Raw genomic sequence first — 13,878 nt, 5'->3', positions numbered from 1 at the left:
CTCAGGCCGGCAGCGGGCGGGTTACTGGGGCGGTACCTTTAGCGTGTGCGTTCGGCAGGCGAGTCAGGCGCAATGCGTTAAGTACCACGGTCAACGAACTGAGGGACATACCGATGGCTGCCCAGATTGGTGTGATCCAGCCCAGGGCCGCAAACGGCAGCATAAGGCCATTGTACAGCCCGGCCCACAGCAGGTTTTCAATGATCACTCGACGGGTGCGCCGCGCCAGGCTGAAGGCTTGCACCAGTGCCTCCAGGCGGTTGGACAACAGCACTGCGTCGGCGCTGGTTTTCGCCAGATCAGTGGCCGAGCCCATGGCCACGCTGATATCGGCGGCGGCCAGCACCGGCACATCATTGACGCCATCGCCCAGCATCAGCACCTTGTGGCCTTGCCTGTGCAGGTTTTGCAGCACCTGCAACTTGTCATCAGGGCGCAGGCCGCCGTGGGCTTCGTCGATGCCCAGCTCAAGGGCCACACTGGCGACCATCGGTGAGCTGTCGCCCGAGAGCAGCAGCGTACGCCAGCCGCGTGCCTTGCACGCTGCGAGCAGGGCAGGGGCGTCGCTGCGCAGGCGGTCGTCGAGTACGAACCAGGCGAGGGCGCCGCTGTTGTCACCCAACAGCAGCCATTGCCCGGCGTCGTCCGGTGAGGCGGGAATCGCGCAGCCACTGAGTTCGCAGACAAAACCCGGTTGGCCGATACGCAACAGGCGGTCCCCCACCCGACCCTCCAGGCCCAGGCCAGGGGTGCTCAACACTTCATCAGCGGCCAGTGGCGCACGCCCAAAGGCTCGAGCAATCGGGTGTTCCGAGCGGTTCTCCAGGGCGGCAGCGAGACCCAGGCACTGGTCGCTGTCCAGCGCGCCCAGGAGGCGGATGGCGCGCAACGCCAGGCGCCCTTCGGTGAGGGTGCCGGTCTTGTCGAAAATTACTGTGTCGATCTGGTTCAGGCCTTCAAGCACATGGCCACGGGTCAGTAGCAACCCCAGGGTGTGCAAGGTGCCGGTGGCAGCGGTCAGGGCGGTTGGGGTGGCCAGGGACAGTGCACACGGGCACGTCGCCACCAGCATCGCCAACACAATCCAGAATGCGCGTGACGGGTCCAGTTCCCACCACAGCAGGCCGATCAGCACGGCGGCGATCAGCGAGCACAGCAGGAACCACTGCGCGGCACGGTCGGCGATTTGCGCCAGGCGTGGTTTCTCGGCCTGGGCGCGCTCCAGCAGGCGCACAATGGCGGACAGGCGCGTCTCGTGGCCCAGGGCGCGCACCTGGACGGTCAGTGCGCCCTCGACATTCAGCGTGCCAGCCGTAACGCTGTCGCCGACCCGCCGCGGTTGTGGCAGGTACTCGCCGGTCAGCAGGGATTCATCGATGCTGGATTGGCCGTCGAGGATCACGCCATCCGCCGGCAGCACCGCGCCGGGATGCACCAGTACACGATCACCCAATGCCAGTTCACTGAGCAGGATGCGTTCGCTCTGGCCATCGTCTTTGAGGCGCAAGCAGGAGGCGGGCAACAGGTTGACCAATTGAGCGGTGGCTGCGGCGGTGCGCTCCCGGGCACGGCGCTCAAGGTAACGCCCGGCCAGCAGGAACAGCGCAAACATGCCCACGGCATCGAAATACAATTCGCCCACGCCGGTGATCGCGGTCCAGATCCCCGCCAGGTACGCACCGCCAATTGCCAGGGATACCGATACGTCCATGGTCAGGTGTCGTGTGCGTATGTCACGCAGCGCCCCTTTGAAGAACGGCGCGCAGCTGTAGAACACGATGGGTGTGGTGAGAAACATCGCAACCCAGCGCAGGATCACGTGCAACTCCGGGCTCAGGTCGATATTGAATTCCGGCCAGGTCGCCATGGTTGCCATCATCGCCTGGAACCACAGCAAGCCGGCAACCCCCAGTTGACGCAGGGCCAGGCGGTTTTCGCTGGCCAATTGTTCGGCGGCGCGGTCGGCCTGGTAGGGATGGGCGGCGTAACCGATATGGCGCAGCTCGCTGAGCAGTTGGCTCAATGGCAATTGCCCATCGGCCCAGCGCACATGCAGGCGATGGTTGGACAGGTTCAGCCGCGCCTCGGCCACCGCGGGCAGGCTGCGCAGGTGTTTCTCGATCAACCAGCCGCAGGCGGCGCAGCTGATGCCTTCCATCAACAGGGTGGTTTCGGCCAAGTCGCCTTGATGGCGCACAAAGGGTTTTTGCACATCGGCGCGGTCGTACAGCGCCAGCTCATCCACCAGTTGCACCGGGAGCGCCTCGGGGTTGGCCGAGGCTTCGCTGCGGTGCTGGTAATAGCTTTCCAGCCCACCGGCCACAATCGCTTCGGCCACGGCCTGGCAGCCGGGGCAGCAGAGTTCGCGGCGTTCGTCGAGGATCCGGGCGGTGAACCGGCTGCCGGGCGGGACGGGCAGGGCGCAGTGGTAGCAGGGGATTGGGTTGGTCATGGGCGCTGCTATTTTTTCAGGTCTTCGGCACCCTGCAATGGTTCGTCACCCAACAGCAAGTCCTTGTCGTGGCTGACCTCTTCTTCCTCGAACATCCTCCAGGTGTTGCTGCCTTCCACGCCAAGCAGTTCCACGAAACGCCGGCCCTCGACCTTGTCGGTGACCTGGCCGATGTAGCGGCCCTGCTCGCTATCACTGCGGGCCAGGACGATCTTGCGATCCTTCTCCGGCTGGGTCGGGGAAATCAGGTTCAGTTCCAGGGTTGCAGGGCCGCTGTTGCCGGTCAGGTGCAACTCGACTTCGCCGGTCAGTTCATCCAGGTGCAACCTGGCACGCAGTTGCAGGGTCTGGGCCAGGCGTTCACGGTCCAGGGAGCGGTTGATGCCTTTGCCGGCCTCGTAGTAATTGTCGTTGACCAGGTTGTCCGGGTTGTTGACCGCGATGGTCACCATGGACAGGGTCAGCGTCACCGAGCAGGCCAGGATCGCGATGATGATCCAGGGCCAGAGGTGCTTGTACCAAGGGCTTGCAGCAGTGGTTGCGGGCATTCTTGTGTTCCCTGTTTAACGAACTTGTGGGCCGATGAATCGGCTCTTGGCTTCAATATGAACGCTGGTGTCATCGGCATCTTTGAGGATGAACGTCACCTCGTTGGTGCTCGACGGCAGTTGCTCCGGCGCACTCGACAACTCCACCGGCATACTGACGATATCGCCGGCGGCCACCTTGATTTCGCGTCGCCCCTGCAACTTGAGGTCCGGCAGGCCGGCGGCGTCGAGCACGTAGGTGTGGTCGTGCTGGTCCTTGTTCATGATCTTCAGGCTGTAGACGTTTTCGATGCGCCCTTCGGCGTTTTCCCGGTACAGCACGCGGTCCTTGCTGACATCGAAACCCACCAGCGAGCGCATGAAGAATGCGCCGACCAGCAAGCCGATCATCGCCAGCAGCACCAGCGCGTAGCCGATCAGCCGTGGGCGCAACTTGTGGGTCTTCTGTCCGGACAGGTTGTGCTCGGTGGTGTAGCTGATCAGGCCGCGTGGGTAGTCCATCTTGTCCATGATGTGATCGCAGGCATCGATACAGGCGGCGCAGCCGATGCACTCGATTTGCAGGCCGTCGCGGATATCGATGCCGGTCGGGCACACCTGCACGCACATGGTGCAATCGATGCAGTCGCCCAGGCCCTGGGCCTTGTAGTCGACGCCCTTTTTACGCGGGCCGCGCACTTCGCCACGGCGCGGGTCATAGGAAACGATCAGGGTGTCTTTGTCGAACATTACGCTCTGGAAGCGCGCGTAAGGGCACATATAGATACACACCTGCTCGCGCAGCCAGCCGGCGTTGCCGTAGGTGGCGAGGGTGAAGAAGCCGACCCAGAAATACGACCAGCCGTCGGCCTGGCCGGTGAAGAAATCGAACACCAGCTCGCGGATCGGCGAAAAGTAGCCGACGAAGGTCATGCCGGTGGCGAAACCGATCAACAGCCACAGCGTGTGTTTGCTGAACTTGCGCAGGAACTTGTTGGCGCCCATGGGCGCCTTGTCCAGCTTGATGCGCTGGTTGCGGTCGCCTTCGGTGACCTTCTCGCACCACATGAAAATCCACGTCCACACGCTTTGCGGGCAGGTATAGCCGCACCACACCCGTCCGGCGTACACGGTGATAAAGAACAGGCCAAAGGCCGCAACAATGAGAATGCCCGAGAGCAGGATGAAATCCTGGGGCCAGAAGGTGGCGCCAAAAATGAAGAACTTACGCTCCGGCAGGTTCCACCACACCGCCTGGTGGCCGCCCCAGTTCAGCCACACGGTGCCGAAGTAAAGCAGGAACAGGCCGGCGCCACCGAGCATGCGCAAATTGCGGAACAGGCCGGTGAAGGCACGGGTATAGATTTTCTCTCGCGAGGCGTAGAGGTCGACGCTGTTGCTCGCGTTTTTGGCAGGCGGGGTAACGTCATGTACCGGTATCTGGTTGCTCATCATTGCATCCCACGGCGGTGGAGATTTGCCTCGGCCAGTACGTGCCAGCCAGGGTCAAATGGGGGGTGTTGCAGTGGCCTAATGATACGCCCCCGATGTTGTGCAAAGGGTGCGACCTTTGGTCGCGTTGGGAGAAATCAAATGATGGTGTACGTGACCTGGATCAATTGACTTGTGAAGTATGGACGGTTTTGGTTGGTGTGCCGGTCATTCGTCCCTCGGGTCAATCAGTGGCGCGCCGCTGGGCCAGAAGTCGCTGATGTGGCGTGAGCAGGGTGAGTCACGGAAAAGCGCAGATCAAGTTTGGCAATATTTTTATATTGCCGTGTCAGGCTGGCTCGGCTGTTTTATAGCCATGGCATAAATTGTAAATATATAGGCAAGCATCAAGTGCGATTGGTTGCTTACTATTTGCTCCGCTTGAAGTTTCCACTGATGGCCAGTCGCCAAGCATGTATACATGCATTTACATGTTTTTGCTCTGCGGATTGAACTGTTTGGTAAGTGGTATTCACTAATGGGTGTGTGGTTTGTTTTTTTCTGGTCTTATCTGCTTTTTGAGGTGTTAGATGATAAGTGATAATGTTTTTACTGCTCCAAGTTCCGGGGTTTTTAATCTGCGCTCTATCTTGGGGCTGCCAACTTCAGATCATGCTGTACCCGCGAGCGCGATGACGTTGCGTAGTTTTGCCGTTCAACCATCCTTTGCTGGCAATCGAGTGCCTGATGACTCGAAGGTGATAGAGGGCGAGGTGGTGGAACGACTGCTGCAAAACTTCAACGTGTTTGAAGATCCAGGCTCTCCAGGACGCATTACGGTTGGGAGTTTGGTTGAAGTGCTTTGCGGGTTTAAGCCTGAGGTGTCGGAAAGGAACGTCGAGTTGGTTAAGATGATTTTTCTAATGCCCGGACTTTTGAATAAGCTTTGTAGTGCCCAGGGTGTTGATAAAGTAGGTGCTCCCTCATCGGATGGCAGTATTGATAAGTTTGATTTGGAACGGCTGGATAATTTTCATGCGCCGTTGCGTAATCGCCGACGGGAATTTAATAAGATGGTTATGTATTAATCTCAGCGAGCAGAGCGAATGATCTGTTGCAGTTGGTGGACGTTGTCTCGATCAATTGACTTGTGAAGTACGGACGGTTTTTGTTCGCAAGACGGTCATTCGTCCCATGGATTGATCAGCGCAACGCCGCTGGACTTGAAGTCGCTGACGTTGCGTGTGACCACGGTAAGCCATGAACCAGAGCGGTTGCGGCAATCGACGAGTCACTCGGAAGCCAGAAACAAAAAAGCCCCGCCAGTTTTCGCTGGGCGGGGCTTTTTTGTGTGCGAGGATTTATTGCTCTTCTGCCTTCTTATCCCCACGGGACAGGCTGTACACATACGCCGCCAGCAAGTGCACTTTGTCATTGCCTTGCAGCAACTCCTGCGCAGGCATCTGGCCTTGACGGCCGTAACGAATGGTCTGCTGCAGTTGCGCGAAGCTTGAACCGTAGATGAATGCGCCCGGGTGCGTCAGGTCGGGGGCGCCCATGGCTGGCGTGCCTTTACCGGCCGGGCCATGGCAGGCCACGCAGTTGGCGGCGAAAAGTTTCTCGCCGTTGGCAACGTCGGCCTTGGCGCCTTCGGGCAGTTTGCGGCCATCGAGGTTGGTCACCACAAAGCCTGCCACGTCAGCCACGCCTTGCTCGCCGATGACTTCGGCCCAACCTGGCATTACTGCGTGGCGGCCTTGCATGATGGTTTGCTTGATGGTCTCTGGCTCGCCGCCCCAGCGCCAGTCAGCGTCGGTCAGGTTAGGGAAACCGTAGGCGCCTTTGGCGTCGGAGCCGTGGCACACCGAGCAGTTGGAGGCAAACAGGCGGCCTCCCATCTTCAGGGCTTGCGGGTCCTTGGCCACCTCTTCAATGGGCATCGATGCGAATTTGGCGAAGATCGGCCCGAACTTGGCTTCCGATCTGGCCATTTCCTTTTCCCATTCGTGCACGCCGGTCCAGCCGGTCTGGCCGTTGGCAAAGGCGGTTTGCTTGTCGTTGTCCAGGTAGTTATAGCCCGGCAGCAGGCCCTTCCAGTTACCCAGGCCGGGGTAGAGCACCAGGTAGCCGAGGGCGAAGACGATGGTGCCGACAAACAGCATGAACCACCATTTGGGCAGTGGGTTGTCGTATTCCTCGATGCCATCGAACGAGTGGCCGACGGTCTCGTCCGTCTGCTCGGTGCGCTGGCCCTTGCGGGTCGACAGCAGCAGCCAGGTCAGGGCGAAGATGGTACCCAGACTGAGGACTGTGACGTACAGACTCCAGAACGTAGTCATTCTTTGTTACTCCTAGAAGCTTGCTCGACGTGCTTGATGGCTTCGGGATCATCTGCAAAGGGCAGCATGGTCGCGTCGTCAAACTCCGACTTGCGCCGCGGGCTGAACACCCACAGCGCCAGGCCGACAAAGGCCACCATCACCACAACGGTGCCCAGGCCACGAATCATCCCGATATCCATGTAGGTCACCGTTTGCTTTTGATGATGGTGCCAAGGCCTTGCAGGTAGGCCACCAATGCGTCCATTTCGGTCTTGCCCTTCACAGCGGCCGCTGCACCGGCGATGTCTTCGTCGGTGTAGGGCACGCCCAGGGTGCGCAAGACTTCCATCTTCTTCGCGGTGTCCTTGCCGTCGAGCTTGTTTTCCACGAGGAACGGGTACGCCGGCATTTTCGACTCCGGCACCACGTTGCGCGGGTTGTACAAGTGCGCACGCTGCCAGTCATCGGAGTAACGCCCGCCCACACGGGCCAGGTCCGGGCCGGTGCGCTTGGAGCCCCACAGGAACGGGTGGTCCCACACGCTTTCACCGGCGACCGAATAGTGGCCGTAGCGTTCGGTTTCGGCGCGGAACGGGCGAATCATCTGCGAATGACAGCCCACGCAACCGTTGGCGATGTAGACGTCACGGCCCTCCAGTTCAAGGGCGGTGCGCGGCTTCATGCCTTCGACCGGCTTGTTGGTCACGTCCTGGAAAAACAGCGGGACGATCTGGGTCAGGCCGCCGATACTCACGGCAATGACCATGAAGAAGGCCAGCAGGCCGATATTCTTCTCGACTACTTCATGCTTCATCAGTGGGCTCCCACAACGGCGATCTTGGCGGCGGCTTCGGCTTCTACAGGGTCAGAGGCACGCACGGTGCGCCAGACGTTGTAGGCCATCAGCAGCATGCCGCTGGCAAAGAACGCTCCGCCCAGGGCTCGCACGATAAAGCCCGGGTGGCTGGCTTGCAGCGCTTCGACGAAGGAGTAGGTGAGGGTGCCGTCATCATTGATCGCACGCCACATCAGGCCCTGGGTGATGCCGTTGACCCACATCGAAGCGATGTAGAGCACGGTGCCGATGGTCGCCAGCCAGAAGTGCGCATTGATCAGCCCGACGCTGTGCATCTGAGCGCGGCCGAACAGTTTGGGGATCATGTGGTACAGCGCGCCGATGGAGATCATCGCTACCCAGCCCAGTGCGCCGGCATGTACGTGGCCGATGGTCCAGTCGGTGTAGTGGGACAGCGAGTTGACGGTCTTGATCGCCATCATCGGCCCTTCAAAGGTCGACATGCCGTAGAACGCCAGCGACACCACCAGAAAGCGCAGGATCGGGTCGGTGCGCAGCTTATGCCAGGCGCCCGACAGGGTCATCATGCCGTTGATCATGCCGCCCCAGCTTGGTGCCAGCAGGATGATCGACATCGCCATGCCCAGGGACTGTGCCCAATCCGGCAAGGCGGTGTAGTGCAGGTGGTGGGGGCCGGCCCAGATGTACAGGGTGATCAGCGCCCAGAAGTGCACGATGGACAGGCGATAGGAGTAGATCGGGCGCTCGGCCTGCTTGGGCACGAAGTAATACATCATTCCCAGGAAGCCGGTGGTGAGGAAGAACCCGACGGCGTTGTGGCCGTACCACCATTGGATCATCGCATCCGTCGCGCCCGAGTAGGCCGAATAGGACTTGAACAGGCTGACCGGCAACGAGGCGTGGTTGACGATGTGCAGCATCGCCGTGACCAGGATAAACGCACCGTAGAACCAGTTACCCACATAGATGTGCTTGGTCTTGCGCTTGACGATGGTGCCAAAGAACACCACTGCGTAGGTCACCCAGACGATGGCGAGCAGAATCGCGATCGGCCATTCCAGCTCGGCGTATTCCTTGGTGGTGGTGTAGCCCAGCGGCAGGCTGATGATGGCGCCGACGATAACCGCCTGCCAACCCCAGAAAGTGAACGCGGCCAGGCCATCGGAGATCAATCGCGTCTGGCAGGTGCGTTGCACCACGTAGTAGGAGGTGGCAAACAGTGCACAGCCACCGAAGGCGAAGATCACCAGGTTGGTGTGCAGCGGGCGCAAACGACCGAAGGTCGTCCAGGGCAGGTCGAAATTCAATTGCGGCCAGACCAGTTGCGAGGCGATGAACACCCCGAGCCCCATGCCAAGGATCCCCCAGACCACCGTCATGATGGCGAACTGGCGGACTACCTTATAGTTATAAGCAGTCGGACTGATTGCTGTGCTCATTCTAAGGTTCCACGGTTTAGGTTTTTTTATAGGTAAAATCGGTCGCAAGTATGTAGAAAGCGAGGGGCCATTGCAACGCAATGGCTGACCTGTATCAATGCGTTCCACGCCAGATTCTGCGCCCTTTCCATGTTTGGCGTAAGGATTAAATCCGAAATAGAAAGCTGATCAAGTGGACAGGAATTTTAGGGGGCGCAACGGATACCGTCGCCTACGCCAGAATTGCTCCACTGTGGGAACAAGCGTAGACCCGAATATGAGGGGGGGAAAGTTGGGTGTCGCGAGGGTGCGACACTTGGTCGCGACTTATGCCTGTGGCGAGGGAGCTTGCTCCCGCTGGGCTTCGCAGCGGCCCCAAGATCTTGGGAGCGCTTCGCACTCCAGCGGGAGCAAGCTCCCTCGCCACAGGTAGAGCTTTTACTGCGGTTGGCTGTCTGGCGTTGCACCATCAGCATTATGGGACAGGCTATACACGTACGCCGCCAGCAGATGCACCTTGTCATTACCCTGCAGCACTTCCTGGGCCGGCATCTGGCCCTGGCGACCATGGCGGATGGTCTGCTGCAACTGCGCCAGGCTGGTGCCGTAGATAAACCCGCTTGGTTCGGTCAGGTTCGGCGCGCCCATGGCTTCCACGCCGTGGCCTTGTGGGCCGTGGCAAGCCACGCAGGTGGTGCTGAATGCGGCTTGGCCCGCGGCCAGGTCAGCGGTGTTGTCCGCCGGCAAGGGCAGCTTGGCCAGGTCGTGGCGCACATAGGCGGCGACGTTTTTCACCCCGTCCTCACCCAGCACTTCACCCCAGGCCGGCATGGCCGCGTGGCGACCGGCCATGATGGTAGCCTTGATCGCTTCGGCCGAACCACCCCAGCGCCAGTTGCTGTCTGCCAGGTTCGGGAAGCCATAGGCGCCCTTGGCATCCGAGCCGTGGCACACCGCGCAGTTGGAGGCGAACAGGCGACCGCCCATCTTCAACGCTTGTGGGTCCTTGGCGACTTCTTCCACGGGCATCGCCGCGAACTTGGCGAAGATCGGCCCGAACCTGGCGTCGGCTTTGGCCATTTCCTTGTCCCATTCCTTGGTCTGGGTCCAGCCATCTTCATAGCCCGGCAGCACGCCTTTCCAGTTGCCCAGGCCCGGGTAGAGAATCAGGTAGCCGACGGCAAATACCAGCGTGCCGGCGAATAGCATGAACCACCACTGGGGCAGCGGGTTGTCGTACTCCTCGATACCGTCGAAGGCGTGGCCCATGGTCTGGTCGACGCTACCCTTGGTTTCGCCCTTGCGGGTGCCGACCAACAGCCAGGTCAGGCCGATCAGGCTGCCGAGGGTCAATACGCAGATCCATGTACTCCAAAAAGTAGTCATGGCCGAGTGCTCCTTGTTGCTGGCTCTGCTTGAGCGTCGGTTGGGGAGGGTTCATCGGCAAACGGCAGCATGGTCGCATCCTCAAACTCCGACTTGCGCCGTGGGCTGAACACCCACAGCGACAGGCCGATAAAGGCGATGGCGACCACCAGCGTGCCGAGGCCGCGGATGGTGCCCGCATCGAATTCAAATCCCATGGCTCACCTCTTGCTCTTGATGGCAGTGCCGAGCACTTGCAGGTAGGAAACCAGCGCGTCCATCTCGGTCTTGCCCTTGAGGCTGGCGACCGCGCCGTTGATGTCGTCGTCGGTGTACGGCACGCCGAGGGTGCGCATCACTTTCAATTTGGTCTCGGTGTGGCTGCTGTCGACGGCGGCGGTGACCAACCACGGATAGGCCGGCATTTTCGACTCCGGCACCACGTTGCGCGGGTTGTACAAATGCGCGCGGTGCCAGTCGTCCGAGTAGCGCGCGCCGACGCGGGCCAGGTCCGGCCCGGTGCGCTTGGAGCCCCACAGGAACGGATGGTCCCACACGCTTTCGCCGGCCACCGAGTAGTGACCGTAGCGCTCGGTCTCGGCGCGGAACGGGCGGATCATCTGCGAGTGGCACTGCACGCAGCCTTCGCGGATGTAGATGTCGCGGCCCTCCAGCTGCAGCGCGGTGTAGGGCTTCATGCCTTCCACCGGCTTGTTGGTCACGTCCTGGAAGAACAGCGGGACGATCTGGGTCAGGCCGCCGATGCTCACGGCGAGCACCATCAGCAGCATCAGCAGGCCGACGTTTTTTTCAATCGTTTCGTGTTTCATCATCGACTCCTCAGGCCATCTGCGCTGCGGCGCTGATTTCGGCTGGCTGCGCCGAACGCACGGTGCGCCACGTGTTGTAAGCCATCAGCAACATGCCGGTGAGGAAGATCGCACCGCCCACCAGCCGCACGATGAAGCCAGGGTGGCTGGCCACCAGGGTTTCGACGAAGGAGTAGGTCAAGGTGCCGTCTTCGTTGACCGCACGCCACATCAGGCCCTGGGCGATGCCGTTGACCCACATCGAGGCGATGTAGAGCACGGTGCCGATGGTGGCCAGCCAGAAGTGCGCGTTGATCAGGCCGAGGCTGTACATCTGCTCGCGACCGAAGACTTTCGGGATCATGTGGTACAGCGCGCCGATGGAGATCATCGCCACCCAGCCCAGCGCCCCGGCGTGTACGTGGCCGATGGTCCAGTCGGTGTAGTGGGAGAGAGCGTTGACGGTCTTGATCGCCATCATCGGACCTTCGAAGGTCGACATGCCGTAGAAGGCCAGGGACACAACGAGGAAGCGCAGGATCGGGTCGCTGCGCAACTTATGCCAGGCACCCGAGAGGGTCATCATGCCGTTGATCATGCCGCCCCAGCTTGGCGCCAGCAGCACCAGTGACATCACCATGCCCAGGGACTGCGCCCAGTCCGGCAAGGCGGTGTAGTGCAAGTGGTGAGGGCCGGCCCAGATGTACAGGGTGATCAGCGCCCAGAAGTGGACGATGGACAAGCGATAGGAATACACCGGACGCTCGGCCTGCTTGGGTACGAAGTAGTACATCATCCCCAGGAAGCCTGCGGTGAGGAAAAAGCCTACCGCGTTATGCCCATACCACCACTGCACCATGGCATCCGTCGCACCGCCGTACAGCGAGTAGGACTTGGTCAGGCTGACCGGGATTTCCAGGTTATTGACGATATGCAGGATGGCCACGGTGATGATGAACGCACCGAAGAACCAGTTACCGACGTAGATGTGCTTGGTCTTGCGCTTCATGATCGTGCCGAAGAACACGATGGCATAGGCGACCCAGACGATGGTGATCAGGATATCGATCGGCCATTCCAGCTCGGCGTATTCCTTGGAACTGGTGTAGCCCAGCGGCAGGCTGATTGCGGCCAGCAAAATTACCAGCTGCCAGCCCCAGAAGCAGAACGCAGCCACTTTTGGTGCGAACAGCTGAGTCTGGCAGGTACGTTGTACCGAGTAGAAGGAGCTGGCGAACAGCGCGCAGCCACCGAAGGCGAAAATCACCGCATTGGTGTGCAACGGGCGCAGGCGGCCGAAGCTGGTCCAGGGTAAATCGAAGTTGAGCGCAGGCCAAACCAATTGGGCGGCGAGAAAAACCCCGAGCCCCATGCCGACGATGCCCCACACCACCGTCATAATGGCGAATTGGCGGACCACCTTGTAGTTATAGGCGGTACTTAAAGTAGTGTTCATGGTTCCCCATCCACGGTTCAACCCAAGCAAGTGCGGCACTTGGGCTGGAGTTATAGGCAGACTAAAAAGCGAGGCAAGCATGGGCAAAGAGCACAAGGCCAGTATTGACGGGGATCAATGGGCGCAGTGTGTGCGTGAACGCGGCTGGCTGTGGGATGTCGCCACGGGCACGGCTTCGGGCGAGCCGGTCACGCTGATCCTGGCCCACGGCGCCGGGGCACCGATGGACTCGGCGTTCATGAACGACATGGCGGCACGCCTTGCCGGGCATGGCGTGAGCGTGTTGCGCTTCGAGTTCCCGTACATGGCCCAGCGCCGTGTGGATGGCGGCAAGCGCCCGCCGAATCCGGCGCCGAAACTGCTGGAGGCGTGGCGTGAGGTGTATGGCGAGGTGCGACGTCATGTCGCTGGGAAACTGGCAGTTGGCGGCAAGTCCATGGGCGGGCGGATGGCGAGTCTTTTGGCCGATGAGTTGGGTGCTGACGGGCTGGTGTGCCTGGGTTATCCCTTCTATGCAGTGGGTAAACCGGAGAAACCACGGGTCGAGCATCTGGCCGGGTTGAAGACGCCGACGTTGATTGTGCAGGGTGAGCGCGATGCGCTAGGCAATCGAGCGGCGGTTGAGGGGTATGACTTGTCGCCGAACATCGAGCTGATGTGGCTGGTGGCGGGGGATCATGATTTGAAGCCGTTGAAGGCGTCGGGCTTCAGTCATGAGCAGCATTTGGAGACTGCGGCCGTCAAAGCGTCAGGATTTCTAGGCTGACGCTTCGCGGCGCTCTGTGGTCTAGGGGCATCCGGGGAGCACTTCTTGTGAGGTGCACACCTTAGCGATCCTTGATTAATGTGAAGCTTCCCTGTGGATGGAGAGCGCTGTACTCGCCGCTGAAAGTGGCATTGAAGGTGCCGCTGGCGGTGCCTTCAGCCGGATTAAGCTTGATGGCAAGTTCTGCGCGGACTGCGCTGACAACTCTGATTCCAGGTTGCCCAGCAGGGCCCGCGATGCTGTGGTGATACTTGAACAGGCTGCCCAGTTCATAGATCGTGTCTATCGGGTTTTCATCTATATAGGGAATGAAAAATTGAAACGCAAATAAGTTTCTTTGACTGGTATGTCCTACTGATCCCATGAATAACCATAATTTCTCATGTGTTAAATGGCCAAATACAGTTTGTTCCGCAGTTATGACGACGGGGGAACCGTTCACTGTCCAATTAAATTCATTGTCAGTGTTTTGGCGTTTGGCAGCATCAGGGAAGAAAATATATTCTCCGTTCATCG

The 13,878-nt window shown here is 60.2% G+C and carries 14 protein-coding genes and 1 pseudogene; 2 read left to right on the top strand and 13 right to left on the bottom strand.

Going from position 1 to position 13,878, the window contains the following annotated elements; translation table 11 throughout:
* Window position 1: 1 nt before the first annotated feature.
* The 3 genes from IH404_RS20710 to ccoG are packed head-to-tail and all read right to left on the bottom strand — an operon-like array spanning window position 2 to window position 4,431.
* Complete coding sequence (locus IH404_RS20710; protein WP_194438911.1) at window positions 2–2,452, bottom strand: heavy metal translocating P-type ATPase; 2,451 nt, start codon at window positions 2,450–2,452, stop codon at window positions 2–4.
* 8 nt (window positions 2,453–2,460) lie between these two features.
* Window positions 2,461–3,000 carry a FixH family protein gene (locus tag IH404_RS20705; protein WP_005790281.1) on the bottom strand — a complete coding sequence of 180 codons (540 nt, stop codon included), beginning with the start codon at window positions 2,998–3,000 and terminating at the stop codon, window positions 2,461–2,463.
* 15 nt (window positions 3,001–3,015) lie between these two features.
* Complete coding sequence (gene ccoG, locus IH404_RS20700; protein ID WP_194438909.1) at window positions 3,016–4,431, bottom strand: cytochrome c oxidase accessory protein CcoG; 1,416 nt, start codon at window positions 4,429–4,431, stop codon at window positions 3,016–3,018.
* 569 nt (window positions 4,432–5,000) lie between these two features.
* Between ccoG and IH404_RS20695 the strand changes: the two genes are divergently transcribed.
* Complete coding sequence (locus tag IH404_RS20695; protein WP_005790277.1) at window positions 5,001–5,498, top strand: hypothetical protein; 498 nt, start codon at window positions 5,001–5,003, stop codon at window positions 5,496–5,498.
* Between the two features lie 95 nt (window positions 5,499–5,593).
* Here the strand turns inward: IH404_RS20695 and IH404_RS27890 are convergent.
* From IH404_RS27890 to ccoN (IH404_RS20655), 9 genes and pseudogenes are all read right to left on the bottom strand, one after another.
* A pseudogene (locus IH404_RS27890) lies at window positions 5,594–5,706 on the bottom strand (VapC toxin family PIN domain ribonuclease); the annotation flags it as partial.
* Between the two features lie 65 nt (window positions 5,707–5,771).
* On the bottom strand, window positions 5,772–6,749 hold the full coding sequence (gene ccoP, locus IH404_RS20690) for a cytochrome-c oxidase, cbb3-type subunit III (protein WP_194438908.1): 978 nt from the start codon (window positions 6,747–6,749) through the stop codon (window positions 5,772–5,774).
* The gene (locus IH404_RS20685) at window positions 6,746–6,931 is read right to left on the bottom strand and encodes a CcoQ/FixQ family Cbb3-type cytochrome c oxidase assembly chaperone (protein ID WP_005790274.1); all 186 of its coding nucleotides are present in this window, start codon (window positions 6,929–6,931) and stop codon (window positions 6,746–6,748) included. The genes ccoP (IH404_RS20690) and IH404_RS20685 overlap by 4 nt, the downstream gene beginning before the upstream one ends.
* Before the next feature lie 5 nt (window positions 6,932–6,936).
* Complete coding sequence (gene ccoO / locus IH404_RS20680; protein ID WP_003193167.1) at window positions 6,937–7,545, bottom strand: cytochrome-c oxidase, cbb3-type subunit II; 609 nt, start codon at window positions 7,543–7,545, stop codon at window positions 6,937–6,939.
* Window positions 7,545–8,987, bottom strand: coding sequence for a cytochrome-c oxidase, cbb3-type subunit I (gene ccoN / locus IH404_RS20675; RefSeq protein WP_005790273.1), 1,443 nt, complete (start codon window positions 8,985–8,987; stop codon window positions 7,545–7,547). Before ccoN (IH404_RS20675) ends, ccoO (IH404_RS20680) begins: the two co-directional genes overlap by 1 nt.
* Before the next feature lie 417 nt (window positions 8,988–9,404).
* A complete protein-coding gene (ccoP, locus tag IH404_RS20670) occupies window positions 9,405–10,352 on the bottom strand; it encodes a cytochrome-c oxidase, cbb3-type subunit III (RefSeq protein ID WP_005790271.1) in 948 nt (315 codons plus the stop codon).
* Window positions 10,349–10,549 carry a CcoQ/FixQ family Cbb3-type cytochrome c oxidase assembly chaperone gene (locus IH404_RS20665; protein ID WP_005790270.1) on the bottom strand — a complete coding sequence of 67 codons (201 nt, stop codon included), beginning with the start codon at window positions 10,547–10,549 and terminating at the stop codon, window positions 10,349–10,351. The genes ccoP (IH404_RS20670) and IH404_RS20665 overlap by 4 nt, the downstream gene beginning before the upstream one ends.
* 3 nt (window positions 10,550–10,552) lie before the next feature.
* The gene (ccoO, locus tag IH404_RS20660; RefSeq protein ID WP_003193159.1) at window positions 10,553–11,161 is read right to left on the bottom strand and encodes a cytochrome-c oxidase, cbb3-type subunit II; all 609 of its coding nucleotides are present in this window, start codon (window positions 11,159–11,161) and stop codon (window positions 10,553–10,555) included.
* A 10-nt stretch (window positions 11,162–11,171) separates the two neighbouring features.
* Window positions 11,172–12,596 (bottom strand): cytochrome-c oxidase, cbb3-type subunit I, encoded by a 1,425-nt coding sequence (gene ccoN / locus IH404_RS20655; RefSeq protein ID WP_005790268.1) that lies wholly within the window; start codon window positions 12,594–12,596, stop codon window positions 11,172–11,174.
* A gap of 79 nt (window positions 12,597–12,675) precedes the next feature.
* Between ccoN (IH404_RS20655) and IH404_RS20650 the strand changes: the two genes are divergently transcribed.
* Window positions 12,676–13,362: an alpha/beta family hydrolase gene (locus tag IH404_RS20650; RefSeq protein WP_194438907.1), complete on the top strand. Its 687-nt coding sequence runs from the start codon at window positions 12,676–12,678 to the stop codon at window positions 13,360–13,362.
* A gap of 61 nt (window positions 13,363–13,423) precedes the next feature.
* Here IH404_RS20650 and IH404_RS20645 read toward each other — a convergent pair whose 3' ends face one another.
* A complete protein-coding gene (locus IH404_RS20645) occupies window positions 13,424–13,876 on the bottom strand; it encodes a hypothetical protein (RefSeq protein ID WP_032803668.1) in 453 nt (150 codons plus the stop codon).
* Window positions 13,877–13,878: the final 2 nt, after the last annotated feature.

Source organism: Pseudomonas sp. OST1909, assembly GCF_015277575.1.
Taxonomy (GTDB): Bacteria; Pseudomonadota; Gammaproteobacteria; order Pseudomonadales; family Pseudomonadaceae; genus Aquipseudomonas; species Aquipseudomonas synxantha_A.
The sequence above is the reverse complement of the archived record's forward strand: the minus strand, read 5'-3'. Positions and strand labels throughout refer to the sequence as shown.

What these genes read in the sequence shown, in the direction of transcription:
- ccoN (WP_005790268.1), bottom strand. Translation starts at nt 12,596, where the DNA reads ATGAACACTACTTTAAGTACCGCCTATAACTACAAGGTGGTCCGCCAA.
- ccoG (WP_194438909.1), bottom strand. Translation starts at nt 4,431, where the DNA reads ATGAGCAACCAGATACCGGTACATGACGTTACCCCGCCTGCCAAAAAC.
- ccoP (WP_194438908.1), bottom strand. Translation starts at nt 6,749, where the DNA reads ATGACTACGTTCTGGAGTCTGTACGTCACAGTCCTCAGTCTGGGTACC.
- IH404_RS20650 (WP_194438907.1), top strand. Translation starts at nt 12,676, where the DNA reads ATGGGCAAAGAGCACAAGGCCAGTATTGACGGGGATCAATGGGCGCAG.
- ccoN (WP_005790273.1), bottom strand. Translation starts at nt 8,987, where the DNA reads ATGAGCACAGCAATCAGTCCGACTGCTTATAACTATAAGGTAGTCCGC.
- ccoP (WP_005790271.1), bottom strand. Translation starts at nt 10,352, where the DNA reads ATGACTACTTTTTGGAGTACATGGATCTGCGTATTGACCCTCGGCAGC.
- IH404_RS20705 (WP_005790281.1), bottom strand. Translation starts at nt 3,000, where the DNA reads ATGCCCGCAACCACTGCTGCAAGCCCTTGGTACAAGCACCTCTGGCCC.
- IH404_RS20695 (WP_005790277.1), top strand. Translation starts at nt 5,001, where the DNA reads ATGATAAGTGATAATGTTTTTACTGCTCCAAGTTCCGGGGTTTTTAAT.
- IH404_RS20685 (WP_005790274.1), bottom strand. Translation starts at nt 6,931, where the DNA reads ATGGATATCGGGATGATTCGTGGCCTGGGCACCGTTGTGGTGATGGTG.
- IH404_RS20710 (WP_194438911.1), bottom strand. Translation starts at nt 2,452, where the DNA reads ATGACCAACCCAATCCCCTGCTACCACTGCGCCCTGCCCGTCCCGCCC.
- ccoO (WP_003193167.1), bottom strand. Translation starts at nt 7,545, where the DNA reads ATGAAGCATGAAGTAGTCGAGAAGAATATCGGCCTGCTGGCCTTCTTC.
- IH404_RS20645 (WP_032803668.1), bottom strand. Translation starts at nt 13,876, where the DNA reads ATGAACGGAGAATATATTTTCTTCCCTGATGCTGCCAAACGCCAAAAC.
- IH404_RS20665 (WP_005790270.1), bottom strand. Translation starts at nt 10,549, where the DNA reads ATGGGATTTGAATTCGATGCGGGCACCATCCGCGGCCTCGGCACGCTG.
- ccoO (WP_003193159.1), bottom strand. Translation starts at nt 11,161, where the DNA reads ATGAAACACGAAACGATTGAAAAAAACGTCGGCCTGCTGATGCTGCTG.